Raw genomic sequence first — 25165 nt, 5'->3', positions numbered from 1 at the left:
GGCTTCGGGAGAGCGATCAACAACACTCGGCGGTGCAGCAACCGATCAGGCTGGCCGTACCGCCTGTGGCAGCGCGGGTACCTTCGCCTTGCCCATCAACCCCAGCACCACCTGCAGCGCCATGGCGATGGCGCCGCCGATGAAGACCACGTCGCCAAAGGTGCGTATCCAGCGCAGGTTCTGCAGCAGCGGCTGCTGCATGAATGCTTCGCTGCGCGCATACCACAGGCCTTCCGTCACGCTGGCGTGGAACTGGATGATGCCAATCGGCAGCAAGCTGGTAAAGATCATCAGGACCAGGCCCACGTTCAAGCCCCAGAACGCCGTCTTCATCAAGGCAGGGCTGAAGCGGTAGTCGGGACGCAGATAGCGCAGCACCAGCAAGGTAAAGCCCAGCGCCAGGAAACCGTACACGCCGAACAGCGCAGCATGCGCATGCACGGGGGTCGTGTTCAGGCCCTGGATGTAGTACAGGGCGACGGGCGGATTGATCATGAAGCCCAGCACGCCAGCGCCCAGCATGTTCCAGAAGGCGACGGCGACAAAGCACATCAGAGGCCAGCGCAGGTTTTCCATCCATGGCGCGCGTTCCTTCAGACGCCAGTTTTCCCACGCTTCGTGTCCCAGCACGATCAGCGGCACCACTTCCAGCGCGCTGAAGCTCGCGCCGATGGCCATCACGGGCGTGGTGGTGCCGGCGAAGTACAGGTGGTGGAAAGTACCGGGTATCCCGCCCAGCATGAACAGCGAGGCAGAGGCCAGGCTGGCCGCCGTGGCCATGCGCACCGACACCAGGCCCAGGGTCGAGAAGATGAAGGCCAGCGCCGTCGTGGCGAAGACTTCAAAGAAGCCTTCCACCCACAGATGCACCACCCACCAGCGCCAGTACTCCATCACGGACAGGTGCGTGCGCTCGCCGTAGAACAGGCCGGCGCCGTAGAACAGGCCGATGGCGCCCACGGATGCGGTCAAGAGCGCCAGCAAATTCTTGTCGCCGCCCGGCTTGCGCAGGGCCGGCACGACACCGCGCAGCATCAGCACGAGCCACAGCAGGATGCCGATGTATTTACCGATCTGCCACAAGCGTCCCAGGTCCACATATTCATAACCCTGGTGACCGAGCCAGAAATTCCACTCGGGCGGCATCACTTGCGCAATGGCCAGGTAGTTGCCGATGAAGGAGCCGACCACCACGGCGACGAGGGCCCAGAACAGCACGTCGACACCGAGGCGCTGCCACTTGGGGTCCTTGCCGCCATTGATCAGGGGCGCGAGGAACAGGCCGGCCGCCAGGAAGCCCGTGGCGATCCAGAACAGCGCGGCCTGGATATGCCAGGTGCGCGTGAGCGCATACGGGAACCAGCGCGACACGTCGATGCCGTAGAACTGCTGCCCTTCCACCGTGTAGTGCGCCGTGAAGCCGCCGATGAAGACCTGGAAGATGAACAGCGCCACGACCAGGAACAGATATTTTCCCAGTCCCCGCTGCGAAGGCGTCAGCGCGAACGTGGTGAGCGGGTCGCGCGGACCGGCCGCCGGCAGCGCTTCGTCATGGTCGCGCAAGAAGGCCCAGCCCCAGACGAGGAAGCCCACGCCGGCCAGCAGCACCACCACGCTGGCAACCGACCAGACGAGGTTTTCGCCGCTGGGCTGGTTGCCGATCAGCGGTTCATGCGGCCAGTTGTTCGTATAGGTCACTTTCTGGCCAGGACGCTCGGTCGCGGCGGCCCATGCCGTCCAGAAGAAGAACTGCGTCATCTGCGCGCGCCGCTCGGCGCTGGGCAGGGTGTTTTCCTTCATGGCGAAATGCTCGCGGCTTTTTTGCAGCGCCGGCGCGTCGGAGAACAGCTGGTCGTAATAGTGGGCCGTGTTGGCGATCGCTTGCACGCGGCGCGGCGACAGGCGCAGCACTTGCGCATCATCGGTGCGGTTGCCGCGGTATTCGAGCTTGAGCGCTTCGCGCAGCGCCGCCTGCGCGGGGCCGTCGAGCGCCGCGTACGCCTTGCCATGCTGCTCTTGCGCGGCCAGTTCCAGCCAGGCCGTCAGTTCGCGGTGCAGCCAGTCGGCCGTCCAGTCGGGCGCCTGGTAGGCGCCGTGGCCCCAGATGGAGCCGAGCTGCATGCCGCCGGCCGATTGCCAGGCCGTCTGGCCATCGAGGATGCCCTCGCGGTCGAACAGTTGCCGGCCATCCTGCGCCAGCACTTGCGCGGGGATGGGCGGCGCCTGCCGGTACACTTCGGCGCCGTAGTAGCCGAGCAGCGAAAACGTCACGATCAGCACACCGATCAGGGTGAACCAGAGTTTTTTGTAGGGACCCATGGGTCTTTCCTTTGTCAGTGCACCACGGCCGGCGCAAAGCGCTCGAACAGGATATTGTTTTCAGTATGGATGTGCGCCATTAGGTCTTCGCGGAAGGTGCGCAAGCCTGTGTACAGCGCGCGCCAGGTGGTGCAGGCGCCGGCCGGCGCGGTGATGTCGTTCGTCATTTCCTCCATCGCGCGCAAGGCCACGCCATGGTCGTCATGCTCCATGCGCATCACGTTGATGGGCGCGCCGGCCCGGGGGCCCTGGCCACGCACTATCATGGGGAACAGCACGTCTTCTTCCTTGCGCATATGGCTTTCCAGTTCCTGCGCCATGGCCGACAGGTGTTCCGCCAGCCCGTGCGGACAGTCGGCGCGGTCGCCATGCACCTGCTCGACCTTGCGCGCCAGGCGTATCAGCTCGGGCAGCTGCTCGCGGTGCACGGCGTGGTAGCGCGACAGGATGTGTTCCACCAGCTCGGTGGCCGAAGCTTCCTGCCAGTCACGCTCGCCGCTGGCGTCAGTCCGTCCTGCCAGCACTTGCAGTTCCTTGACGATGGGCGCCGTGTCCACGCCGGCCGCTTCGGCCGCCGCGCGCAGGGTCTTGTTGCCGCCGCAGCAGAAATCCAGGCGGTGGGCATCGAACAGGCGCGTGGCGCCAGGGATGCGGCGGGCCAGCTGGCCCAGGGATTGGTCGATCATTTCCATAATGGTTCCTTGAGGATGAATGGGGTTTATTGATGGGCGCCAGCGTGATAGACGCCGGGCACGGGTTCGCCAGTCACTTCCAGCACGCCCACGGCGCCCTTGCCTGCGCGCGACAGCGCATGGTCGACCAGCAGATAGCTGCCAGGATGCTGTACCTTGAGTTCGACGATGGTCGCGCCGCCCGGTGCCACCAGGGTGGTTTGCACGTCGTGTTTCGGGCTGCTGATCGAGCCTTCGCTGTACACCTTGTCGAAGATCTCGCCGATGATGTGGAACGATGAAATCTTGTTCGGGCCGCCGACGCCGAAATAGATGCGCACCGTCTCGCCGACTTTCGCCTGCAGTTTGTGCGTTTTGCTCAGGGCGCCCACTTCGCCGTTGAAGACGTAGTAGTCGGGCAGCTCATTGGCCATTTTTTCCAGGTTCGCTTCCTGGTGCACGGGTGCGCCGTGCGGACGGCCCGTGTACATCTCGCCCTGCATCACGTAATACTCGCGGTCGACTTTTGACAGGCCGCCTTCCGGTTCGACCAGGATCATGCCGTACATGCCGGCCGCGATATGCTGCGGCACCAGCGGCGTGGCGCAGTGGTACACGAACAGGCCGGGATTGAGCGCCTTGAAGGTGACGGTTTTTTCCTGGCCAGGCGCCACCTGCGTGTGCTGTCCGCCGCCATGGCCACCCGTCACGGCATGCAAGTCGATCGAGTGGATCATCTTGCTGTCCTTGGCGTTGAACAGGGTCAGTTCCACCGTGTCACCCACCTTCGCGCGCAGCATGGGGCCGGGCACCTGGCGGTTGAAGGTCCAGTAGGTAAAACTGGTGCCGTCATCGAGCTTGCCCGGCAATTCCACCGTCTCCATCCTGTATTTCAGGGTTTGCGGCGCACGCGCGCCGATGGCGGTCGGTACGGAGGCGGGGTTGGCCGCCACGTTGACGGCCGAGGGATCGGGGCCGCGCATCGGCGATGGCGCGGGCGTGTACAGGGCCAGCGCCGCGGCCTGGCTCGATTCGCTGGCAGCGCTGCCGGTGCCAGCAGCCTTCGGCGCTCCGGCTTCGGCCAGCGAGGTACCGCTCACTTCCAGCTTGCCTTCCATGCCGATCTGGCGATGGCCGGGGATCGAGCAGTAATAGGTGAACGTGCCGGCGCGCGTGACCTTGAAGCGTACGGTGGTGCTGCCGCTGTTGGCGCTGAACTTGGCCGAGGCCACATTCAGTTCCGGGATCAGCAGATCGTGCTCGGCGCCTTCGCCGCTTTTCAGCACCAGTTCCACCGTGTCGCCCACCTTGGCCGCCAGCACGGGGTTGACCTGGCCCTTGGCGTCGATGAACACCATCTTGCCGTCGACGATATTGGTTTGCAGTTCATAGCGCTTGACCGCGGCGACGGCCGGTTTGGCGGCGGTGGCGGCGGCGCTGGCAGGGAGGCTCACCTGGGCTTGCACGGACAGGGGCATGGCCAGTACGCAGACGGCGGCGGCGATGGCGCGGAGGGAGGGAGTCGTTTTCATCAAGCTTTCCTTGGTCTTGTATGCCGGTTCGGCACCCTTACCTAGGCAATCCGTGTGCCAGGAAAAACTTGTTTTAAATCAACGATTTGAAAAATGCAGGGTCGATATGACCCTGTTCAAGCATGGTCCGTTGTACCCTGCATGGTACTTATGACCACCACCGCCATCCACCTGCTGTTACTCACCGACCTGGTCGCCGACCTGCCCGTGGCCGTGCGCCTGCAGCGCCTCGTCGGCAGCCTGCGCGCCCACTTCGGCTGCGAGGCCGTGGCCTTGCTCAAGCTCGATGGCGAGCATTTGCGCCCCGTGGCGATGGCCGGCCTGGCCAACGACGCGCTGGGACGCCGCTTCGCCGTCGCCGACCATCCGCGCCTGGCCGCCATCCTGCAGCGGCGCGGCGTGCTGTGCTTCCATCACGACAGCTCGCTGCCCGATCCCTACGATGGCCTGATCGCCGAGCGGGCCGGCGAGCCGCTGCCCGTGCACGACTGCATGGGCATGGCGCTGGACCTGGAAGGCGAACGCTGGGGCGTGATCACGCTCGACGCGCTGCAGGTGGGCACCTTCGATACGCAGGCGCAGCGCGACCTGGGCGAACTGGCCTGCGCCATTGAGGCGGCCGTGCGCGTCACGCGGCTGGAAACGGAAATCCGCGCCCTGCGCCTGTCGGGCGGCGCCATGCTGGCCGATGCCCAAGCGCCGCGCGAGGAACACGATTTCGTGGGCCAGAGCAGCGCCATCACGCACTTGCTGCACGAATTGCAGGTGGTGGCCGATTCCGAACTGCCCGTGCTGCTGCTGGGAGAGACGGGCGTGGGCAAGGAATTGTGCGCGCACCGCCTGCACCGGCTGTCGCGCCGCGCGGGCAAGCCTTTGATCCACGTCAATTGCGCGGCCTTGCCGGAATCCTTAGCAGAAAGCGAATTATTCGGCCATGTGCGCGGTGCGTTTTCCGGCGCCGTCAGCGACAGGCCCGGGCGTTTCGAGGCGGCCGAAGGGGGTACCCTGTTTCTCGATGAAGTGGGCGAATTGCCATTGTCGATACAGGCCAAGCTGCTGCGCACCTTGCAAAATGGCGAAATCCAGCGCCTGGGCGCGGACCGGCCGCGCCGGGTCAACGTACGCGTGATCGCCGCCACCAACCGCAGCTTGCGCGAACATGTGCGCGACGGCTCGTTCCGCGCCGACCTGTATCACCGTTTATCCGTGTATCCCGTGCCGATTCCGCCGCTGCGCGAGCGGGGCAATGACGTGCTGCTGCTGGCCGGGGGTTTCCTGGAACTGAACCGCGCGCGCCTGGGCTTGCGCAGCCTGCGCCTGTCCGCCGCGGCGGAAAACGCCTTGTGCCATTACCGTTGGCCGGGCAATGTGCGCGAATTGGAACATGTGATCAGCCGGGCCGCGCTGAAAGCCGTGATACGCGGCGCGGACCGCAAGGACATCGTGACCCTGGAAACGGATATGCTCGATCTCGATGCGCTGGAAGCGCCGGCCGGCACGGACGCGCCGCCGCTGGCGCCAGCCGCGTGCGGCACGCCGGCGGCGCCGCTGCTATCGATGCATCAGATCGTGGAAGCGAGCCAGCGCCAGGCCATCCGGCAAGCGCTGGTCCTGCATCAGGATAACTGGGCCGCTGCGGCGCGCCAGTTGGGGCTCGACGCCAGTAACTTGCACAAGCTGGCGCGCCGCGTCGGCTTGAAAGCCTGAGCCGGCGTTACCGCTCAGCGATGAGTGACCAGGCTGCTCGGCAAGCTGTGCAGGTAAGCGGCCAGGTCCTTGATGTCCTGGTTGCTCAGCGGTTTTACCTGGCCCGTCATGATGGCGTTGTTGCGGCCGTTGGCCTTGTCGCCCCGTTTATACGCGGTCAACGCATGTTCCAGGTAATCCTTGTGCTGGCCCGCCAGTTTTGGGTACGACGGGTCGATGGGCGAACTGTAATCCTTGCCGTGGCAGGTGGCGCAGCTGTATTTTTCGGCCAGGGCCTTGCCTGTATTGATATTGCCGGCGGCGCTGGCGGAAAACGAGACGGTGGCGCAAACGAGGGCGGCGAGTAGTTTTTTCATCAGGCTGGTCCTCAGTTCGTCTTGGCTTGTTGCGCATAATACGCGGCGACATCGGCGATATCCTGGTCCGACAGGCTGCTGGCGATGCCCTTCATGCTGGGGTGCTTGCGGTCGCCCTTCTTGTAGGCTTGCAGCGCATTCTCGATATATTTTGCCGGCTGGCCGCCGATCATCGGCACCTGGAATACTTCAGGGAAGGTTGCCTTGTAACCGGGAATGCCGTGGCAGCCGATACACATTTCCACCTTGGCAGGGGCTGCCTTGGCGTTTCCTACAATGTCAGCCGCTGTGACGGCATTTGCTATGCCGGCAAGCACGAGAAGTGCAAATATTTTTTTCATAGTGGCAATGTGAACAAAGGTAATCGGAGAAACGCCAGAGCTGGTTTTTTTTGATTTTATGTGTTGACAATTAAGGTTGCCAATTAATCTGCTGCTTGCCGATTCTAGCCAAGATATTCTTGCAAGTCCACCTATAAAACCCGCATTGTAGGCACGCAGGCACAGGCCGTCCGCGTGACGCTAGGCCACAGTTCTGTTTATACTCACCATTTCCCCACTTTGGCAGACCGCTCATGCAAGCACAGCACACCCAGCAAGGCCAACGCTTCGAAGGTTCCGACAGCTATGTCGCCACCGCCGACCTGAAACTGGCCGTGAATGCGGCGCTGACCCTGCAACGCCCGCTGCTGATCAAGGGAGAACCGGGCACGGGCAAGACCATGCTGGCCGAGGAAGTGGCCGCCGCGCTGAACATGCCGCTGATGCAATGGCATATCAAATCGACCACCAAGGCGCAGCAGGGCCTGTACGAATACGACGCCGTCTCGCGCCTGCGCGATTCGCAGCTCGGCGACGAGCGCGTGCGCGACATCCAGAACTACATCGTCAAGGGCGTGCTGTGGCAGGCCTTCACGGCGCCCGAACCGGTGGTGCTCTTGATCGATGAAATCGACAAGGCCGACATCGAATTCCCGAACGACCTGCTGCGCGAACTGGACCGCATGGAATTCTATGTGTATGAAACGCGCGAAATGGTCACGGCGCGCCACCGTCCGCTCGTCATCATCACATCGAACAACGAGAAGGAATTGCCGGACGCCTTTTTGCGCCGCTGCTTCTTCCACTACATCAAATTCCCGGACAAGGACACGATGGAGCAGATCGTCGCCGTCCACTACCCGCACCTGAAACAGGAATTGCTGGCGCAGGCGCTGCAAACCTTCTATGAAGTGCGCGACGTGCCGGGCCTGAAGAAAAAACCGTCGACGTCGGAATTCCTCGACTGGCTGAAACTCCTGCTGGCCGAGGACATTCCGGCCGAAGCCTTGCGCAGCAAGGACAACAAGGCCGTCGTGCCGCCGCTGCACGGGGCGCTGCTGAAGAACGAGCAGGACGTGCACCTGTTCGAGCGCCTGATGTTCATGTCGCGCACCAACCGCTAAGGAGCGCCGGTGAACGACATCAGCCCCGACAAGGTCTTCGTCCCCCTGGAACTGCACGGCATCCGCCTCGAAGCGCTGGCGCCGCACCATGCGGCCGGCCTGCGCGCGGCGGCCATGGATGGCGAACTGTGGAATCTGCGCGTCACCTCCGTGCCCGAGCCGGACCAGGTGGACCAGTACATTTTCAAGGGCATCGAGATGCGCCCCACGCGCTTCGCCTTTGCCGTCGTCGACGCGGCCAGCGGCGAGGTGCTCGGCACCACCAGCTACCACGACGTGGTGCCGGCCATCGGGCGCCTGGAAATCGGCTACACCTGGTATGCGAAGCGCTGCCAGCGCAGCCACGTCAACACCACCTGCAAATTGCTGCTGCTGGCGCACGCCTTCGACACGCTCGGCTGCGCGCTGGTGGGCCTGCGCACCGATAATTTCAACCACGCCTCGCAGGCGGCCATCGAACGCCTGGGCGCGAAAAAGGATGGCGTGCTGCGCCACCATGCGCTGCGCCGCGACGGCACCGTGCGCGACACCGTCATGTACAGCATCACGCGCGGCGAGTGGCCCGAGATTGCCGCCCATCTGCGCTACAAGCTGGCGCAGCGCCCCATCGCCGCACTGCCGCGCGCGGGAGAGCGGTCGCCATGCTGATCGATTTCTTCTTCACGCTCAAGGACGCGAAGATTCCCGTCTCGATCAAGGAATTTCTGACCTTGCTCGAGGCGCTGCAAAAGAACGTCATCGACGCTTCGATGGATGATTTTTACTATCTGTCGCGCCTGACCCTGGTCAAGGATGAAGCCCATTTCGACAAGTTCGACCGCGCGTTTGCCCAGTATTTCAAGGGCGTCAACGCGGCCTTCGACACGAACGCGGCGATTCCGCTCGACTGGCTGCTCAAGCGCATGCAGCGCGAGCTGTCCGAGGAGCAGAAGGCGCAGCTGGAGAAATTCGGCTACGACAAACTGATGGACCGCCTGAACGAGCTGCTGAAGGAGCAGAAGGAGCGCCACGAAGGCGGCAGCAAGTGGATAGGCACGGGTGGCACGTCGCCGTTCGGCAATGGCGGCACGAATCCGGAAGGCATCCGCATCGGCGGCAAGGGCGGCAACCGCACGGCCGTGAAAGTGTGGGAAGCGCGCAGCTACAAGGATTACGACGGCGAGCGCGAACTGGGCACGCGCAACATCAAGGTGGCGCTACGCCGCCTGCGCAAGTTCGCGCGCGAAGGCGCGGAAGACGAACTGGCGCTGGACGCCACCATTGCCGCCACGGCGAACAACGCGGGCTACCTCGACATCAGGATGCGGCCCGAGCGCAAGAACCGCATCAAGGTGCTGATGCTGTTGGATGTGGGCGGCAGCATGGACGACCATATCGAGCGCACCGAGGAACTGTTCTCGGCGGCGAAGACGGAATTCAAGAACATGGAGTTCTTTTACTTCCATAACTGCGTCTACGACTATTTGTGGAAGAACAACCGGCGCCGCAACGCCGAGCGTTTTCCCACCTGGGACGTGCTGCGCAAATACCCGCCCGACACCAAACTGATCTTCGTCGGCGACGCCACCATGAGTCCCTATGAAATCCTGCAGCCGGGCGGCAGCGTCGAGTACAACAACGAGGAAGCGGGGTCGACGTGGCTGGCGCGCTTTACCCAGGCGTTCCCGAAATTCATCTGGCTCAATCCAGAGTCCGAGGGCTTGTGGCAGTACCGCCAGTCGATCGGCGTGATGCGGCAGTTGATGAACAACCGCATGTTCCCCCTGTCGATCGACGGGCTGGAGCGGGGCATGCGCCTGCTCAGTAAATAAAAGCGCCTAACAAAAAGTCCATGGCGGCAGGGGGCCGCCATGCCGTACACTGCGACACGGCACTACCGTGCGGAGCATCTCCGCCGCGGGCGGGTACCATACGCTGGTACCAGTCCTGCCCTACCCTGCTGCATCCTGTGCGCGGCCGCCATGGCCGCGACACTGTTCGATTGCGCACATCGTGCGCGCCTTCTGCTCCGGTAGAATCGGCGCATCGCTCTGCGCAAACAATGCACCATCGCTGCACCACGACATTGCCGCGCCAGCCCCCGTGCTGCCGGCCGGTGCCAGCGCCATTTTCAAAGGAATGAGCATGCAAAGTCTGATCTCGATCGCCGCCGACCTGTCCTGGCCGTTCGCCATTACCCTGGCCTGGGTAGTGGGCGAATTCGGCCACCGCTGGACGGGCCTGCCGCGCATCAGTTTTTACGGCGTGATCGGTTTCGTCCTCGCGCAGACGCAGGTGGGCATCCTGCCGCAGACGGACGCCGGCCCCATGCTGGTGCTGGCCGACGTGGCCTTCGGCCTGATCCTGTTCGAGGTGGGCTACCGCATCAACCTGCGCTGGCTGAAGAACAACCCGTGGATCGCCGTCACGGGCCTGGTCGAATCCCTGCTGACCTTTGCCGTCGTCTACTTCATCGGCATCGAATTCGGCAGCACTTCGATGACGGCGCTGCTGCTCGCGTCGCTGGCCATGTCCACTTCGCCGGCCACCATCATGCGCGTCATCAACGAGGAACGCAGCTCGGGCCAGGTCACGGAACGCATCGTCCACCTCACGGCCTTGAATTGCGTGCTGGCCGTCTTCACGTTCAACATCATCGTCGGCTTCTGGATGTTCCAGAGCTCCACCGATTTGATCGAGGCGAGCAGCAGCAGCGCCGCCGTGCTGGCCGCCTCGGTGGCCGCCGGTACCGTCTTCGGTATCGTCGTGCCGGCCATGCTGCGCCGCCTGGGCAATATGGCGCAAGACGCCACCGTGGCGTTCGCGCTGTCGGTGATGCTGCTCGTCGCCCTGACCTACACCACCAGCCTGTCGCCGCTGCTGGCCACCCTCACTTTCGGCCTGGTGGCGCGCCACCGCAGGGTCGCCTTCAGCCAGGCGCAGCGCAATTTCGGCGCCATGGGCGAGCTGCTGACGGTGCTGCTGTTCGTGTATGCCGCCTCGACCCTGGAATGGGCCAGCGTGACGGCCGGAGCGGGCCTGGCCCTGGCCGTCGTCGGCGGACGCTTGCTGACGAAGGTCGCCGGCGTGGCCGCGTTTTCGCACGTGAGCGGCATTTCCTGGCGCAAGGGCGTGCTGACGGGCGTGGCGCTGACGCCCGTTTCCGTCTTCATCATCCTGCTGCTCGAACACGCGCGCCAGCACGGCGTGAACTTCGGCGACGAATTGAACGCCCTGGCCGCCATCACCTTGGGCCTGGAACTGGTCGGCCCCGTGCTGGTGCAGCGCGTGCTGATGCTGGCCAAAGAAACCCATGAAATCAAGGAGCGCTAAATGCCACTGGAACCCTTTGGCCAATCGGCCGCGCTGACCTTCGGCGTCGAACTCGAACTGCAACTGGTGAACCTGTCGGACTATGACTTGACGGCCGCCAGCCCCGACCTGCTGCATCTGCTGAACAAGAAACCGTTTCCCGGCAACGTCACGCCGGAAATCACCGAGAGCATGATCGAGATTAACTCGAGCGTGCACACGCATCACGGCCCCCTGCTGGCGCAGTTGCAGGAAATCCGCGACACCTTGATCACGGCCGGCGACAAGCTCAATATCGGCATCGCGGGCGGCGGCACGCACCCGTTCCAGCAATGGTCGTCGCAAAAGATCTTTTCCAAGCCCCGCTTCCAGGAGATTTCGGAGCTGTACGGCTACCTGGCCAAGCAGTTCACCATCTTCGGCCAGCACGTGCACATCGGCTGCGCCTCGGGCGATGACGCCATGTTCCTGCTGCATTCGCTGAACCGCTACATCCCCCACTTCATCGCCCTGTCGGCTTCCTCGCCCTACGTGCAGGGGCGCGACACCCTGTTCGACTCGGCCCGTCTGAACTCCGTGTTCGCGTTTCCCATGAGCGGGCGCGCGCCGTTCACCCTGAGCTGGGACCAGTTCTCCAACGAGTATTTCGCCAAGATGGAGAACACGGGCATCATCAAGAGCATGAAGGACTTTTACTGGGATATCCGTCCCAAGCCGGAATTCGGCACCATCGAACTGCGCGTGTGCGACACGCCGCTGACGGTGGAGCGTGCCGCCGCACTGGCCGCCTACCTGCAGGCCCTGTGCCGCTACCTGCTCGAACGCAAGGAAGTGCCGCCGGTCGAAGACGATTACCTCGTATATAACTACAACCGCTTCCAGGCTTGCCGCTTCGGCCTCGATGGCGCCATCACGCATCCGAAAACCTACGAGACGATGTCGCTGCGCGAAGACATCATGACGACGCTGCGCAAGATGGAACCGCATGCCGAGGCGCTGGGCAGCACGCCGGCCCTGAAACACCTGTCGGACGTGGCCAAGCAATGGAGCGACGCGCAATACCTGCGCAAGCAGCACAGTTTGCAGGGCAGCGCCGAGGGCATGGTCGATTCGGCGATCCGGTGTTTCCGGGGCGAGCCGATGAACTACTAAGGACTAGCCCGTCCAACCCAACACCTGAACTTCCGGGGTCGGACCCTGCAGGGTCCGACCCCAGATCTTGCTTCTGGGGTTTAAACAACGCCAGCAACGCGCTAAAAAACCACACCCCACATTTACACCTTATCCCCCGCTTGCTACAATAGTTGAGAATGATTCCTATTAACTAAATTGATCTGGCTGGCCCGGTCACGCTTGCAAGGGGAATGCGATGCCGCTGGCAAAGCCGTTACAACGCCAGGACATCACGACACTGTATGCCGACCACCACGGCTGGCTGCAGGGCTGGCTGCGCAAGAAGCTGGGCAGCACGGCGTGCGCGGCCGATGTGGCGCAGGACACCTTCATGCGCCTGCTCGACCGCGAAGACGCCGTCGCCGCGCGCGAACCGCGCGCCTTTCTCGCCACCGTCGCCCAGCGCGTGCTGTTCAACCATTACCGCCGCCAGAAACTGGAACAGGCTTATCTCGACGTGCTGGCGCAGCTGCCGCCCCTGCATGCGCCGTCGCCCGAGGATCGGGCGCTACTGCTGGCCACCGTGTTTGAACTCGACCGCATGCTCGACGGCTTGCCGCCTCCCGTGAAACGGGCTTTTTTACTCCGCCAGCTCGACGAACTGCCGCAGGAAGACATCGCGCGCCAGCTCGGCATCTCGCTGGCCACCGTGAAACGCCATCTGCAGCGCGCCGGCAGCGCCACGCAAGCGTGGCAGCAGCTGCAAACGCAGCACGAACACCTGCCGTCCGCCGTGCACGCGACCCTGCTGCGCGCCTGCGTGCAAGCGAACGCGCCGCGCCGCCACGCCGTCAAGACCCTGGCACTGCTGCTGGCCTGCGGTGCCTCGCTGTATGCGTTCGAACGCCGCAGCCCATGGCGCGGCTGGATGGCCGACTACCGCACGGCCGTCAACCAGCGCCGCGTGGTGACCCTCGATGATGGCACGCAGCTCGCGCTCAATACCAATAGCGCCGTGAATATCGCTTACGACGGCGCATGGCGCCGCATCGAACTGCTGGCCGGTGAAATCTTTATCGCCACCGGCAAGGATGCGGCGCAGCGCCCCTTCTTCGTCGACACGCCGCATGGCAGCCTGCAGGCGCTGGGCACGCGTTTCACCGTGCGCCTGCACGAGCAATACGCCAGCGCCGGCGTGCTCGAAGGGGCCGTCGCCGTGCTGGCCGATGATGGCGCGCAGCGCCTGGTGCTGCGTCCCGGCGAAGGCGCCCATTTCGACGGCACGGGCGTGCACCGCCAGGCCCTGGCGCCGTATGGCGGCGCGTGGCTCAATGGCATGCTGGTGGCGCGCGACATGCGCCTGGCCGATTTCCTCGCCGAGCTGTCGCGCTACAGCGACCATCCATTGAGCTGCGCGCCCGCCATCGCCGGCCTGCGCGTCTCCGGCTCCTACCCGCTGGCCGATGTCGATGCCATCCTCGACGCCGTCGGCGCCAGCCTGCAGCTGCGGCGCCATACCGTCACGCGCTTCTGGGGCCATCAAGTCGTCAGGATAGAACTGGCGGCCCGCTGAAAAATATTTTCTGCAAAGTGAGCTGTTTCGCCGTGCTTGCGTGACCTGGAAGATAGGCAGTCTCCATCTTGCGCATCCACGAAAGGTTTTATTCCATGCACCACGCTTCGCGTTCCCTCCTTACCCGCACCGTCCTCGCCTGCGCCCTGTCGCAGATCGGCATGGCCCTGGCCCTGCCGGCATCGGCCCAGGCGCAAACCCGGCAAGTGCGCACCTACAGCATTCCCGCCGGTACGCTCGGCGACGTGCTGACGCGCTTCGGCAGCGACAGCGCCATTTTATTGTCGTTCTCCAGCGAGGCCACGCAGGGCTTGCGCAGCGCCGGCCTGCAAGGCAGCTATGGCGTGCACGATGGTTTCCGCGTGCTGCTGGCCGGCAGCGGCCTGCAAGCCGTGCCGCAGGCGAATGGCGGCTACCTGCTGCAGAAAATCCCCGCCAGCGCCGGCGCCCCTTCGGCGGACAGCCGCGGCGTGGCCGTCATGGGCGGCGTCACCGTGGTGGCGGCAGCCGAACGCAGCGCCGTCACCAGCGGCACGGGCAGCTATACGGGAGGCCCCGCCAGCGGCGCTACGGGCCTGGCCCTGACGCAGCGCGAAACGCCGCAATCGCTGACCATCGTCACGCGCCAGCAGATGGATGACCAGAACAGCAATGCCGTCTCCGATGTCATGAAGAACGTCAATGGCGTCAACGTGCAAAACTATGACAGCGACCGCTGGAGCTTCTGGGCACGCGGCTTTGCCGTCACCAATTTCCAGTATGACGGCGTGTCGGCCATCTATGACGGCGTCTACGACTGGGGCACGACGAACAGCGACATGGCCATCTACGACCGCATCGAAGTGCTCAAGGGTGCAACGGGCTTGATGAGCGGCTCGGGCGACCCGTCGGCCACCGTCAACATGGTGCGCAAGCGCCCTACTGCAGCCTTCGAAGGCTCGGCCACCCTGGGCGCGGGATCGTGGGATAACTACCGCGGCGAAGCCGATGTTTCCGGCCCGCTCAATGCCAGCCGCACGGTGCGCGGCCGCCTGGTGGGCGCCTACCAGGACAAGCATTCCCACCTGGACCGCTACACGCAGCAGAAATCCGTCGCCTACGGCATCATCGAGGCGGACCTGACGCCCGTCACCCTGCTGACGGCCGGCTTCACGCACCAGGACTACAAGCCGCGCGGCTCGACCTGGACCGGTTTCCCCGTGCTGCTGGCCGACGGCTCGCGCACGGATTTCCCCACCTCGTGGAACCCGGCCACGGACTGGAGCCGCCGCGACATGCAGAACACCACGCTGTTCTCGTCGCTCGAACATACGTTCGCCAACGAGTGGAAACTGAAATTGAGCGCCAACCAGCTGCGCAGCAAGCATGACAGCGTGCTCGGTTCGGCCAGCGGCGGCAATCCCGATCCCGTCACGGGCGAAGGCGCCTACTTCTTCATGGGAAAATACAAGGGTGACCGCCGCCAGACCACCGTCAACGTGGACGCCAGCGGACCATTTACGGCCTTCGGCCGCCGCCACGAAGCGATGATCGGCTATTCCCACTCCAGCGCGAAGCAGGACGGTCCCGTCTACGAATCCGTCTACCCGCCGGTGGAAGGCAGCTACTTCGACTGGCGCGGCCAGTACGCGGAACCGGCGTTCACGCGCCTGGGCAACGACAACGACAAGACACGCCAGAGCGGCCTGTATGGCGCGCTGCGCCTGCGTCCCCTGGAGGCGCTGTCCGTCATCGTCGGCGCGCGCGTCAGCAACTACAAGCAGGACCAGGACCGTATCTTCTTCGACAGCGGCACAGCGCGCATCACCTCGCGTATCGACGAAAGCAATGTCATCACGCCGTATGCGGGCGTCGTGTATGACCTGGACAAAACCTATTCCCTCTTCGGCAGCTACACGAGCATCTTCGCGCCGCAAAGCAACCGCGACATGAACCGCAACTTCCTCGCCCCCGTGCGCGGCAAGGGTTTCGAGGCGGGCGTGAAAGCCGAATTCCTGGAAGGTAAAGTCAACGCCAGCGCCTCGCTGTACCAGATCCGCCAGAGCAACGTGGCCAACTATGTGGGCGAGGTCAATGGCGAGGAAGCGTATGAAGGCATCGACGGCGTCACCAGCCGCGGCCTCGAAATGGAAGTGACCGGCGAAGTGCTGAACGATGTGAAACTGAGCGCCGGCTATACCTATACGCGTATCCGCGACAAGGATGGACAGGAAGTGTTTTCCACCATGCTGCAAACGACGCAGCCGCCGCACCTGCTGCGCGTGCAGGGGACATGGCGCCTGCCGGCCAGCCTGAATAAAATCATCGTGGGAGGTGGCGTCAACTGGCAAAGCGGCTTCTACGGCCATATCTGGAACCCGGCCGCCAATGACTATGCGCGCATTGAACAAGGCGGCTTTGCCCTGGTCAACCTGTTGGCCCGCTACGAAATCAGCAAGAACACAACGGCCAGCCTGAACGTGAACAACCTGACGGGTAAAAAGTACTTCACGGGCCTGGGCCTGTTCCAGACGGGCTTTTACGGCGAACCGCGCAATGTCATGCTGACCTTGCGCACGAAGTTTTAATCAGTTGCCGTACAGCGCCAGCGCCCAGGCTGGCGGACGCAATTCCAGCGCCAGGGACAGGTAAGCGGGATCGAAGCGCGCCGCCAGCAAATACACATTGGCGGCCCCCTTCGGTTCCCAATTCCCCGTAAAGCCCTTTTCGCCGGCCGCCACGCGCTTGCGGTCGAAGGGCACGGCGCTTTTCGCGAATTCCTCGTGCGTCTTTTTGCCCTGCGCATACGGTGACAGCCAGGCCAGCGCCTCGGCAAGGCGCTTCGCTTCCGGCGCGCCATACCAGTCGTCGCCATGCGCCTGCGCCATCAGAGCCGTCGTCAGCAGCGGCTCCAGGCTGTAGGTGGTGTAGTGCAGGGCGTCGCGCTGCTCGAAGTCGAAGGGCACGCCGCCAGCGCCGATATTGCGCGGCACGTGCGCCAGGAAGCGCTCCTTCGCGCGCGCGATCAGCAGGGCGTCGCCCGTGACATACGCGGCGGCCGTGCCGATCTTGATGCGGTGGCTGTGCCAGTTATTGCGCGCCGTGGACGGGCCGCCCACCTTGATGGGATCACTCAGATACCCGTTCGCCAGGGTGCGGCAAAACGCCTGCACCTGCTCGCGCTCGACGCCGTTCAAGCGTTCCTGTACCAGGTCAAAGCCCATCAGCAGGCTGGCCAGCTCCGTCTCGTCCACGGGACTGAATGAGGGCTGATAACTGCCGCTCCAGGCCAGCAGCAGCTGGCGCGCCGCCTCGAAATGCGCCATCTCGCCAGACAGCCGCCAGGCCAGGGCCTGCAAGCGCGCCTGGCGCCAGTCTTCCTGCGCCTGCTGGCTGGTCTCGCGCCCGCCCTCGCCCTTCAGCAAGCCGCCCGTGCGCACTTCGGCCATCAGATGCACGGGCCGCGCCGCATCCTTGCGCGCCGCCTTGAGCACCTGTTCGGCGATGGCCGGCGCCACCTTCGCCTTGAGCATGCGAGCCCGCGCGGCGGAGGTCAAGGCAAACGCCAGCGGGCCGTCGTGCGGACGCGGCGCCGCGCGCAAGCCCGCCAGGGGCAGCGCCAGCAGGCCGGCCAGTACCATGCGCCGGCGCATCAGGTGCGCACTCAAAACCGCGTCTCCCGCGCCGCGCGCAAGAAATTATCGAGGATGGGCGTGCAATCGAGCAGCTCGACGCCGCCCGCCGAATGGAATTCCGGGTGCCACTGCAAGCCCATGACGAAGCGCGCCCGCTGGTAGCGGATGGCTTCGACGATGTTGTCCCCTTGCGAATACGCTTCCACGGTGACGTCGCGCCCCAGGTCCTTGACCGACTGGTGGTGGATGGAATTGACGAGCGCCTCGCCCGCCTTCGGGAACATGCCCGCCAGCGACGAGCCTTTCGGGAAGACGATGGTGTGGCGGTGACGGTCATACAGGTCGTTGACGTGCGAGGCGGCGCCTTCCACGTCCGAAGCGATGTCCTGGTACAGGGTGCCGCCAAAGCCCACGTTGATCAGTTGGCAGCCGCGGCAAATGCCCAGCACGGGTTTGCCCGCGTCGACGAATTCGTGCAGCAGTTCCAGTTCGTACAGGTCGCGCGCGCGGTCGCCGTTCCATTCGGGCCGCGTGGCCGCCTCGGAATACGTCTGCGGCGAAACATCGGCGCCGCCCTGCAGCACCAGGCCGTCGAGGTGGCGCGCATAGTGGCGCAAGGTGATGTTACTCGGGTGTAGCTGACCGTTGGTATTGACCGTCGGGATCATGAACACCAGCACGTCGCGCGACATGACCCACTGCGCGATCGACTCTTCCAGGTATTGCAGGTTCTTGCTGCGCAGGCCAGTGGCGCCCGGCTCGGGGTGGAAAATGCGTGCCGAGATGCCGATGCGCAGGGTGCGCCGCATGAAATCGCGGCTGGCCTTGTCGCGCATGGAGCGGTAGCGCGACGAGATCACCCGCCAGGCCAGCGCCAGTGGCGTATCGTTATCCTTCAGGTAGCGGGGGGCGGCGTCGCGCGCGCGGTGCTCGTCATCGGGTGCCCGGCGGCCGACCCGGTCGGGCCGCGCCGGTGCTGGCTCTGGCGGCGCTGGGTCGGTGGACGGGGGCTGCTGGGGATCTTTTTCGTCTGACATGGCGGGGCTGACTGAAAGCGGAGAACGGTTTCAATATAAACCCCTGCCTTCAAAAGCACGATTCAATTTTGTAACAAAAGCATACCTGCGGGGCGTCCACGCAACACGCCGGCGGCAAACGCATACGCCCCGTTTACGCTGGCGGCCCCGCTTTTTAGAGAATCTTTACGCCCCCGCTGCTAATCTTGAACGTACCTCAACCACCGCTGCAAAGCCACCATGGAACCCCATTCACGCCTGTCCGCACGCCAAGCCCTGCCCCACCGCCACCCGCGCCTGCCCACTTTCCTCATGCATATCACGGTCGACAAAGCCTGCCTGGCCGAGCTGCGCCAGCTGGTCGTCAGGACGTGCGGCGGCATGCTGTCATTCATGCGCGTCGAGGCGGTCGACCACGCCGAGCGCATGAAAGTCTGGTTGTGCGTGACGGAACCGGCCCTGCGCCTGACGATGGACGCCGTCATGCGCCTGCTGCCGGCGGCCGAATTTGGCCGCATCAGCCAGGGGAAATCGCTATGAACCAGTATTCGTGCGAGCAGGCGATGTCCTCGATGCGCATCACCACGCACTTCCAGGGCATCTGGGTGCCGATGGTCACGCCCTTCCGCGATGGCGACGGCGACATCGACTTCGACGCGGCCCAGCAGCTCGCGTGCGAACTGGCCGCCAGCGGCATCGATGGCCTCGTGGTGTGCGGCACCACGGGCGAAGCGGCCATGCTGAGCGCCGCCGAACAGACCATGCTGTTAGACAGCGTGCTCGAAGCCGTCGGTCCACGCTTCCCCGTCGTGATGGGAATAGGCGGCAGCGATACGCGCAATGTCGTCGCCACGGTGCAGCGCTACAACGACCATCCGCTGGCCGGTCTGCTGGTCTCCGCCCCCGCCTATGTGCGCCCGTCGCAGGACGGCATCGTGCGCCACTTCCAGGCCATCGCCGGCGCCACCGACCAGTCCATCGTGCTGTACAACGTGCCGGCCCGCACGGGCGTCAATATCGAACCGCAGACGGCCGCCCTGCTGGCGCGCGACTCGCACTTCGTCGCCATCAAGGAAGCGGGCGGCAAGCTGCAGCAGCTGGGCGAACTGCTGCTCGACACGCGCCTGGACGTGCTGTGCGGCGACGATGCGCTGCTGCTGGCCAGCCTGTCCATGGGCGGCCACGGCGCCATGTCGGCCGCCGCCCAGGTGCGCCCCGACCTGTATGCGCAGCTGTACCACCTCGTCAGGCAGGGCCGCCACGGCGCCGCCGGCGCCCTGTTCAAGACCATGCTGCCCGTCATCCGCCTGCTGTTTGCCGAACCGAATCCCGCTCCCGTCAAAGCAGCGCTGGCCATGCAGGGCAAGGTGCGCAACGCCTTGCGCCTGCCGATGACGCCCATGTCGGCCGCCGGCCAGGCCGCCCTGGCCGCGGCCCTCGAGCCCCTGCTGGAACTGCCCGTATGGACGGCCAGCGACAGGGACGAGCCGCGCGAAGGCTGTCTGCTGCAGCTGGTTTCCCCTGCCAACATCATGCCAGCCGTGCGCCAAGATGATCATCGCCATCACGGATGAACGCGGAGGGATGGAGAAATCCATCCTGGCCGGGCGGCTGGCCGCTTCGCGCGCGCTGGCCGGACGCAAGGTATTGCTGCTCGATGCCGATCCGCGCCAGGGCGCCATGGCGCAGGCCAGGAACATGCACGACGGCGCCATGCACGGCAGCCTGACGCGGCCGCGCCTGATGGCGCGCGCCATCAGCGCCAAGGGTTTGCAGCCGGAGCTGGAACACCTGGTGCACTGCTACCACGACATCGTCATCGACAGCGAAGGCCGCGACTCCATGGGCAGCCGTTCGGCCCTGATCGCCGCGCGCGTGCTGGTGGTGCCGCTCGACGGCGTCATCGACGCCGCCGCGCAATCGGGCCTGGCGCGCCGCATCGCACATGCGCGCAGCGTCAATCCGGGCCTGCGCGTGCTGCTGGCAACGGACACGCAAGCGGCGCCCGCCCATGCCCTGGCCGCGCAGATTCCCGCCGCCCGCGTGGTCGGCCTGGGACAGCTGTACTGCGCCGTTTTCAGCCTGCCCGCCTAGCCGGGCCGGGCACGCAAAAAAAGGCGGCGCATGCGCCGCTTCTCTTCTTTGTCAATTAAAACGTCTTGCTGACCGTCAGCTGCAGCGCCGTCTTGCCCATGAATTTGCCATTCACGGGCGAGGCATAGGCCGATTTGCCCGCGTTCGTGCCGATCACGGCCAGCGCGCCCGAAACAATGCCAAAGTCGCGCGTGACGCCCACTTTCCAGTCCGTATAGCTCGATGCATCATTGTTCCTGACCTTCTGGTGGCCCGCGTGCAGGTTGCCGGTCCAGCCGTTCGTCAGGTCGATATTCGCGCCGATGTCCAGGTAGCCGCTGTTCTTGCTGTTGACGATGCCGAACAGGTTCGAGACGGCGTGCGAATACTTGATATAGGCGGGGCCATACGACAGCTGGCCGTAGACTTCCTGCGTGTCCGCGTCGGCCAAGCCGGCGACGTGCTTCAAGCCGTTGTCCGCATACACATAGGCGAGCACGCCGACGTCATAGCCAACATCGCTGCTCAACTGGCCGCGCTTGCCCGCATACAGGTCCACTTCCACGTCGCCGCTGCCGCCCGCGTCCTTGGTCCACTTGATGGTGGAGGCCCAGGCGCCCGCATACAGGCCCGTCGGATTGTTGACATAGTCGACACCGCCCTGCAGCGCGGGCTTCAAGCGCGTCTGCGAGATGCCGCGGTAGCGGTAGTCGGATACGCCGGCCACGTTGAAGCTCACTTCATTATCGGGCTTGGCCTCGTCCGCGTGGGCCAGGCTGCCCGTCAAGGCGGTGAAGGAGGTGGAAAGGGCAAGTGCAACTAGCATTTTGTTCATGGTTGTTCTTCTTCATTGGTGGTATGGGCCTTTGCCAACATGGCGCAGCTGGCCCGCCGCTGCAAAAAATCGCTGCAAAAATTTTAAGTAAAGCGTCCCCCTGGCGCGCGCGGCGCCTGTTTTCAAACAGGGGATATAAAGTTGGCTAGAGCGGCAGCAGCAACCGGTAGCCGACGGCCGTTTCCGTCAGCAGGTACTGCGGCTGGGCCGGATCGGCTTCCAGCTTCTGGCGCAGATGGCCCATGTAGATGCGCAGGTAATGGCCGTTTTCGCTGTTCGACGGCCCCCACACTTCACGCAGCAGCTGCGGATTGGTGACCACCCTGCCCGCGTTTTTCACGAGCACGGACAGCAAACGGAATTCCGTCGGCGTCATGTGCACCAGCTGCTTGTTGCGCGTGACCAGGCGGTCCTTCAGGTCGACGCGCACGTCGCCGAACTGCACCACGCCATCGTCGCTGGCGGCGGGCTGGCGCTGGCGGCGCAAGGTGGCGCGCACGCGGGCCAGCAATTCGCCCACGCCGAACGGCTTGGTCAGATAATCGTCGGCGCCCGCGTCGAGCGCGCGGATCTTGTCCTGCTCGTCGACCCGCGCCGACAGCACGATGATGGGCACGGCCGACCATTTGCGGATGTCGGCGATGAAATCGATGCCATCACCATCGGGCAGTCCCAGGTCCAGCACGATCAGGTCGGGCCGGCGCGTGCCCGCATCGATCAAGCCCCGCTGCATGGTGGCCGATTCGAAAATCTGCCAGCCCTCGTCTTCCAGCGCGGCGCGCACGAAGCGGCGGATTTGCGGTTCATCCTCGACCAGCAAGGCGGTGGCGGAAGGTTCGTTCATATTGATTTTCCTGTTTTATGGTCGTTGGCGTCATCGAGCTCGAGCTCCGGCGGCGCCGGGGGCGTACCCAGCGGCAGGCTGAAGACGATGGCGGCGCCCTGTCCCGGCGCGTGCGGCTGCGCGTGGATGGTGCCTCCGTGGGCTTCGACGATGGCGCGGCAAATGGCCAGCCCCAGGCCGACACCCGGCTTGTTCGATTCGCGTTCGCCGCGCGTGAATTTTTCAAAGATGGCTTCTTCGCGGCCGGGCGGCAAGCCCGGGCCATCGTCCAGCACCGTCACCTGCAGGAACTGGCCGTGCACCCCGGCCGCGACCGTGATGGTGCTGCCGGGCGGCGTGTACTTGGCCGCGTTTTCCAGCAGGTTGCACAGCACGCGTTCGACCAGCACGGCGTCGTAGCGCACCAGCGGCAAATCCGGCGCCAGCTGCGTCTGCACAGCATGCTGCTGCAATTGCGGCCCGCTGGCGCGCAGCGCGCTGCCCACCACTTCTTCCAGCGCCTGCCATTGCAGGTTCAGCCGCACCTGGCCGCTCTCGATGCGCGCCATGTCCAGCAAGTTCGCCACCAGGGCGCTCATGCGCACGGTTTCGGACTGCAGCGAGCGCGCCATGTCCAGCTGCGCGGGCGACAGCGCAGGCCGGGACAAAGCCAGCGATTCGGCCAGGCCCACCAGCGACGTCAACGGCGTGCGCAAATCGTGCGACAGAGCCGCCAGCAGCGAATTGCGCAGCCGCTCGGACTCCATCTGCAGCAGCGCGCCCTGGGCCACGTCGATGTAGTGCACACGCTCGAGGGCGATGGCCGCCAGAGCGGCAAAGGTATCGAGGTGCTGGCGCTGTTCCGGCACCAGCAGCCAGCGTCCGCGCTGCGCACCCTCGAGCGGCAGCAGCGCCAGCACGCCGCGCGTGCGCATGGGTGCGATCAGCGGCAGGTAGAAAATGGGCGACGCCGGCAAGGTGTCGGTACCCGTTCCTGCCGCCTGCGCATGGTCGAAGGCCCACTGGGCGATGCCGATATCGAGCGCCTCGCCGCCGTTAGGGACTTGCAAGCTGCCTTCGTCATCGGGCAACAGCAAGGTTGCGCGTGCGCGGAAAGCCCGCTCGATGGCGCTTTTCGTGATGTCGAAAATCTGCTCCGTCTGCAGCACGCCGGACAGCTCGCGCGAAAATTCGTACAGGGCGCGGGCGCGCGCCTCGCGGTGCGAAGCCACGCGGGCCTGGAAGCGCAGGCCGGCCGTCAGGTGGCCCGTGATCAGGCCCACGGCCAGCATCACGCCAAACGTGATCACATACTGGAAATCGCCCACGGCAAACGAGAAACGGGGCGGCACGAAGATGAAATCGAAGCTGGCCACGCCCACCAGGCTGGCCAGCGCCGCAGGCCCGCGCCCCAGGCGCACAGCCACCAGCACCACCGTCAGCAGGGACAGCATGGCGATATTGGCCAGGTCCAGGTACGGTTGCAATGGAACCGAGGCGAGGGCCGTGGCCAGGCTGACGCCGGCGGCCACGATGTAGCGCCAATGGCGCGAGGACCGGCGTGGCGCTTCCGCATCGTCGCCGCTTGCGCGCCGGGGCGCCGCATCGGCTGGCGGCAAGCCCACCTCGATCAAATCGATATCGGGCGCCAGGCTGGCCATGCGCGCGGCCGGCGGCACATGCCACAGGCGCGCCAGCGCATTGGTGCGGCCTCGGCCCACGATGACTTTCGAGATATTCGCGCTGCGCGCATACTCGACCACGGCGCCGGCGATGTCGGCCGACGGCACAATGGCCGTGCGCGCGCCCAGGTCCTGCGCCAGTTTCAGGGTTTTCAAAATACGCTCGCGCTGGCCCGCCGGCAGGCGCTGCAAACGCGGCGTTTCCACGTACAGCGCATGCCATTCCGCATTCAGCTGGCTGGCCAGGCGCGCCGTGCTGCGGATTACGTGCTCGCCTCCCGCGTGCGGCCCCACGCAGGCCAGCAGCGCGGCGCCCGTCTTCCATACGGGGTTGATCGATTTCTCGACGCGGTAAGCCTGCACATCGTCCTGTACCCGGTCCGCCGTGCGGCGCAAGGCCAGTTCGCGCAGGGCGATCAGATTGCCCTTGCGGAAAAAATGCTGCGACGCCCGCTCGGCCTGCAGCGGCTGATACACCTTGCCCTGCTTCAGGCGGCGCAGCAGTTCATCGGCGGGGATATCGACGAGCACCACTTCATCGGCACGGTCGAATACCGTGTCGGGCAGGGTTTCGGCCACGCGCACGCCCGTGATCCCCCCCACCACGTCGTTCAGGCTTTCCAGGTGCTGCACGTTGACGGTCGACAGCACGTCGATGCCGGCGGCCAGCAATTCCTCGACATCCTGCCAGCGCTTCGGATGGCGCGAGCCGGCCACGTTCGAGTGGGCCAGTTCATCCATCAGTATCAAAGGCGGCGCGCGGCGCAGCGCTTCGTCGAGGTCGAACTCATACAGGGTCTTGCCCCGGTACTCGATGGCCTTCAGGGGCAGCACGGGCAAGCCGTCAAGCTGGGCGGCCGTATCCTGGCGCCCATGCGTCTCCACCACGCCCACCAGCAAGTCCTGGCCATCGGCCAGCAATTTGCGCGCGGCCGCCAGCATCGCATAGGTCTTGCCGACGCCGGCCGAAGCGCCAAAATAAATGCGCAGCCGGCCGCGCGCGGCTTTCTTTTCCTGCGCCTGCACTTGCGCCAGCAGGGCATCAGGGTCGGGGCGTTGGCTGTCGTTGGGGAGCATGTTGTATTTTAATCTTCCTGCGTAATGCTATCTTGTTAT

21 protein-coding genes and 1 pseudogene are annotated in these 25165 nt (G+C 64.8%); 12 read left to right on the top strand and 10 right to left on the bottom strand.

Features of this window, described 5'->3' with window-relative positions; genetic code table 11:
- Positions 1-45 precede the first annotated feature (45 nt).
- Genes SKZ59_RS02125 through nirK form a run of 3 tightly spaced genes read right to left on the bottom strand, consistent with a single transcriptional unit; the run spans position 46 to position 4522 of the window.
- Entirely contained in the window at positions 46-2319 is a 2274-nt protein-coding gene (locus SKZ59_RS02125; protein WP_319990684.1) for a nitric-oxide reductase large subunit, read from the bottom strand.
- Between the two features lie 14 nt (positions 2320-2333).
- Complete coding sequence (ytfE, locus tag SKZ59_RS02120; RefSeq protein ID WP_034746535.1) at positions 2334-3011, bottom strand: iron-sulfur cluster repair protein YtfE; 678 nt, start codon at positions 3009-3011, stop codon at positions 2334-2336.
- Positions 3012-3037: 26 nt separating this feature from the next.
- Entirely contained in the window at positions 3038-4522 is a 1485-nt protein-coding gene (nirK, locus tag SKZ59_RS02115) for a copper-containing nitrite reductase (RefSeq protein WP_319990683.1), read from the bottom strand.
- 150 nt (positions 4523-4672) lie between these two features.
- Between nirK and norR the strand changes: the two genes are divergently transcribed.
- Positions 4673-6229 (top strand): nitric oxide reductase transcriptional regulator NorR, encoded by a 1557-nt coding sequence (gene norR / locus SKZ59_RS02110; protein WP_034746530.1) that lies wholly within the window; start codon positions 4673-4675, stop codon positions 6227-6229.
- Between the two features lie 14 nt (positions 6230-6243).
- Here the strand turns inward: norR and SKZ59_RS02105 are convergent, their stop codons facing one another.
- Together SKZ59_RS02105 and SKZ59_RS02100 are read right to left on the bottom strand one after the other, a co-directional pair.
- On the bottom strand, positions 6244-6585 hold the full coding sequence (locus tag SKZ59_RS02105; protein WP_034746527.1) for a c-type cytochrome: 342 nt from the start codon (positions 6583-6585) through the stop codon (positions 6244-6246).
- Positions 6586-6596: 11 nt separating this feature from the next.
- Positions 6597-6926: a c-type cytochrome gene (locus SKZ59_RS02100; protein ID WP_034746524.1), complete on the bottom strand. Its 330-nt coding sequence runs from the start codon at positions 6924-6926 to the stop codon at positions 6597-6599.
- A 233-nt stretch (positions 6927-7159) separates the two neighbouring features.
- Between SKZ59_RS02100 and SKZ59_RS02095 the strand changes: the two genes are divergently transcribed.
- The 8 genes and pseudogenes from SKZ59_RS02095 to SKZ59_RS02060 all read left to right on the top strand — a co-directional run bounded on the left by SKZ59_RS02095 (position 7160) and on the right by SKZ59_RS02060 (position 16573).
- The gene (locus SKZ59_RS02095) at positions 7160-8029 is read left to right on the top strand and encodes an AAA family ATPase (RefSeq protein WP_034746522.1); all 870 of its coding nucleotides are present in this window, start codon (positions 7160-7162) and stop codon (positions 8027-8029) included.
- Between the two features lie 9 nt (positions 8030-8038).
- Positions 8039-8677 carry a GNAT family N-acetyltransferase gene (locus SKZ59_RS02090; RefSeq protein ID WP_034746520.1) on the top strand — a complete coding sequence of 213 codons (639 nt, stop codon included), beginning with the start codon at positions 8039-8041 and terminating at the stop codon, positions 8675-8677.
- Positions 8671-9840 (top strand): vWA domain-containing protein, encoded by a 1170-nt coding sequence (locus SKZ59_RS02085; RefSeq protein WP_034746518.1) that lies wholly within the window; start codon positions 8671-8673, stop codon positions 9838-9840. Before SKZ59_RS02090 ends, SKZ59_RS02085 begins: the two co-directional genes overlap by 7 nt.
- A 313-nt stretch (positions 9841-10153) precedes the next feature.
- A complete protein-coding gene (locus tag SKZ59_RS02080) occupies positions 10154-11341 on the top strand; it encodes a cation:proton antiporter (RefSeq protein ID WP_046684256.1) in 1188 nt (395 codons plus the stop codon).
- Entirely contained in the window at positions 11342-12472 is a 1131-nt protein-coding gene (locus SKZ59_RS02075; protein ID WP_034746510.1) for a YbdK family carboxylate-amine ligase, read from the top strand.
- A gap of 217 nt (positions 12473-12689) precedes the next feature.
- A pseudogene (locus tag SKZ59_RS02070) lies at positions 12690-13172 on the top strand (sigma-70 family RNA polymerase sigma factor); the annotation flags it as partial.
- A gap of 189 nt (positions 13173-13361) precedes the next feature.
- The gene (locus SKZ59_RS02065; RefSeq protein WP_319991084.1) at positions 13362-14006 is read left to right on the top strand and encodes a FecR domain-containing protein; all 645 of its coding nucleotides are present in this window, start codon (positions 13362-13364) and stop codon (positions 14004-14006) included.
- A 95-nt stretch (positions 14007-14101) separates the two neighbouring features.
- Positions 14102-16573 (top strand): TonB-dependent siderophore receptor, encoded by a 2472-nt coding sequence (locus tag SKZ59_RS02060; protein ID WP_319990682.1) that lies wholly within the window; start codon positions 14102-14104, stop codon positions 16571-16573.
- Here the strand turns inward: SKZ59_RS02060 and SKZ59_RS02055 are convergent, their stop codons facing one another.
- A complete protein-coding gene (locus tag SKZ59_RS02055; RefSeq protein ID WP_319990681.1) occupies positions 16574-17653 on the bottom strand; it encodes an alginate lyase family protein in 1080 nt (359 codons plus the stop codon).
- Positions 17650-18657: a gamma-glutamyl-gamma-aminobutyrate hydrolase family protein gene (locus tag SKZ59_RS02050; protein WP_034746507.1), complete on the bottom strand. Its 1008-nt coding sequence runs from the start codon at positions 18655-18657 to the stop codon at positions 17650-17652. Before SKZ59_RS02050 ends, SKZ59_RS02055 begins: the two co-directional genes overlap by 4 nt.
- Positions 18658-18876: 219 nt before the next feature.
- Between SKZ59_RS02050 and SKZ59_RS02045 the strand changes: the two genes are divergently transcribed.
- From SKZ59_RS02045 to SKZ59_RS02035, 3 genes are read left to right on the top strand one after another with little or no spacing between them, the layout of a single operon-like run.
- Entirely contained in the window at positions 18877-19176 is a 300-nt protein-coding gene (locus SKZ59_RS02045; RefSeq protein WP_235194154.1) for a hypothetical protein, read from the top strand.
- The gene (gene dapA / locus SKZ59_RS02040; RefSeq protein WP_034746504.1) at positions 19173-20210 is read left to right on the top strand and encodes a 4-hydroxy-tetrahydrodipicolinate synthase; all 1038 of its coding nucleotides are present in this window, start codon (positions 19173-19175) and stop codon (positions 20208-20210) included. The genes SKZ59_RS02045 and dapA overlap by 4 nt, the downstream gene beginning before the upstream one ends.
- A 10-nt stretch (positions 20211-20220) precedes the next feature.
- The gene (locus SKZ59_RS02035) at positions 20221-20730 is read left to right on the top strand and encodes a cobyrinic acid ac-diamide synthase (RefSeq protein WP_319990680.1); all 510 of its coding nucleotides are present in this window, start codon (positions 20221-20223) and stop codon (positions 20728-20730) included.
- Positions 20731-20785: 55 nt separating this feature from the next.
- Here the strand turns inward: SKZ59_RS02035 and SKZ59_RS02030 are convergent, their stop codons facing one another.
- From SKZ59_RS02030 to SKZ59_RS02020, 3 genes are all read right to left on the bottom strand, one after another.
- On the bottom strand, positions 20786-21544 hold the full coding sequence (locus SKZ59_RS02030; protein ID WP_319990679.1) for a TorF family putative porin: 759 nt from the start codon (positions 21542-21544) through the stop codon (positions 20786-20788).
- Positions 21545-21689: 145 nt separating this feature from the next.
- Positions 21690-22388: a two-component system response regulator KdpE gene (gene kdpE / locus SKZ59_RS02025; protein ID WP_034746496.1), complete on the bottom strand. Its 699-nt coding sequence runs from the start codon at positions 22386-22388 to the stop codon at positions 21690-21692.
- Positions 22385-25126: a DUF4118 domain-containing protein gene (locus SKZ59_RS02020; protein WP_319990678.1), complete on the bottom strand. Its 2742-nt coding sequence runs from the start codon at positions 25124-25126 to the stop codon at positions 22385-22387. Before SKZ59_RS02020 ends, kdpE begins: the two co-directional genes overlap by 4 nt.
- Positions 25127-25165: the final 39 nt, after the last annotated feature.

It is taken from the genome of Janthinobacterium sp. GMG2 (genome assembly GCF_033949445.1).
Taxonomy (GTDB): Bacteria; Pseudomonadota; Gammaproteobacteria; order Burkholderiales; family Burkholderiaceae_D; genus Janthinobacterium; species Janthinobacterium aestuarii.
The sequence above is the reverse complement of the archived record's forward strand: the minus strand, read 5'-3'. Positions and strand labels throughout refer to the sequence as shown.

Coding starts and splice junctions, on each gene's coding strand:
- SKZ59_RS02035 (WP_319990680.1), top strand. CDS start 20,221: ATGGAGAAATCCATCCTGGCCGGGCGGCTGGCCGCTTCGCGCGCGCTG.
- SKZ59_RS02060 (WP_319990682.1), top strand. CDS start 14,102: ATGCACCACGCTTCGCGTTCCCTCCTTACCCGCACCGTCCTCGCCTGC.
- SKZ59_RS02050 (WP_034746507.1), bottom strand. CDS start 18,657: ATGTCAGACGAAAAAGATCCCCAGCAGCCCCCGTCCACCGACCCAGCG.
- SKZ59_RS02030 (WP_319990679.1), bottom strand. CDS start 21,544: ATGAACAAAATGCTAGTTGCACTTGCCCTTTCCACCTCCTTCACCGCC.
- SKZ59_RS02020 (WP_319990678.1), bottom strand. CDS start 25,126: ATGCTCCCCAACGACAGCCAACGCCCCGACCCTGATGCCCTGCTGGCG.
- norR (WP_034746530.1), top strand. CDS start 4,673: ATGACCACCACCGCCATCCACCTGCTGTTACTCACCGACCTGGTCGCC.
- nirK (WP_319990683.1), bottom strand. CDS start 4,522: ATGAAAACGACTCCCTCCCTCCGCGCCATCGCCGCCGCCGTCTGCGTA.
- SKZ59_RS02125 (WP_319990684.1), bottom strand. CDS start 2,319: ATGGGTCCCTACAAAAAACTCTGGTTCACCCTGATCGGTGTGCTGATC.
- SKZ59_RS02065 (WP_319991084.1), top strand. CDS start 13,362: ATGGCCGACTACCGCACGGCCGTCAACCAGCGCCGCGTGGTGACCCTC.
- SKZ59_RS02095 (WP_034746522.1), top strand. CDS start 7,160: ATGCAAGCACAGCACACCCAGCAAGGCCAACGCTTCGAAGGTTCCGAC.
- SKZ59_RS02045 (WP_235194154.1), top strand. CDS start 18,877: ATGGAACCCCATTCACGCCTGTCCGCACGCCAAGCCCTGCCCCACCGC.
- kdpE (WP_034746496.1), bottom strand. CDS start 22,388: ATGAACGAACCTTCCGCCACCGCCTTGCTGGTCGAGGATGAACCGCAA.
- SKZ59_RS02085 (WP_034746518.1), top strand. CDS start 8,671: ATGCTGATCGATTTCTTCTTCACGCTCAAGGACGCGAAGATTCCCGTC.
- SKZ59_RS02075 (WP_034746510.1), top strand. CDS start 11,342: ATGCCACTGGAACCCTTTGGCCAATCGGCCGCGCTGACCTTCGGCGTC.
- SKZ59_RS02105 (WP_034746527.1), bottom strand. CDS start 6,585: ATGAAAAAACTACTCGCCGCCCTCGTTTGCGCCACCGTCTCGTTTTCC.
- SKZ59_RS02100 (WP_034746524.1), bottom strand. CDS start 6,926: ATGAAAAAAATATTTGCACTTCTCGTGCTTGCCGGCATAGCAAATGCC.
- dapA (WP_034746504.1), top strand. CDS start 19,173: ATGAACCAGTATTCGTGCGAGCAGGCGATGTCCTCGATGCGCATCACC.
- SKZ59_RS02080 (WP_046684256.1), top strand. CDS start 10,154: ATGCAAAGTCTGATCTCGATCGCCGCCGACCTGTCCTGGCCGTTCGCC.
- ytfE (WP_034746535.1), bottom strand. CDS start 3,011: ATGGAAATGATCGACCAATCCCTGGGCCAGCTGGCCCGCCGCATCCCT.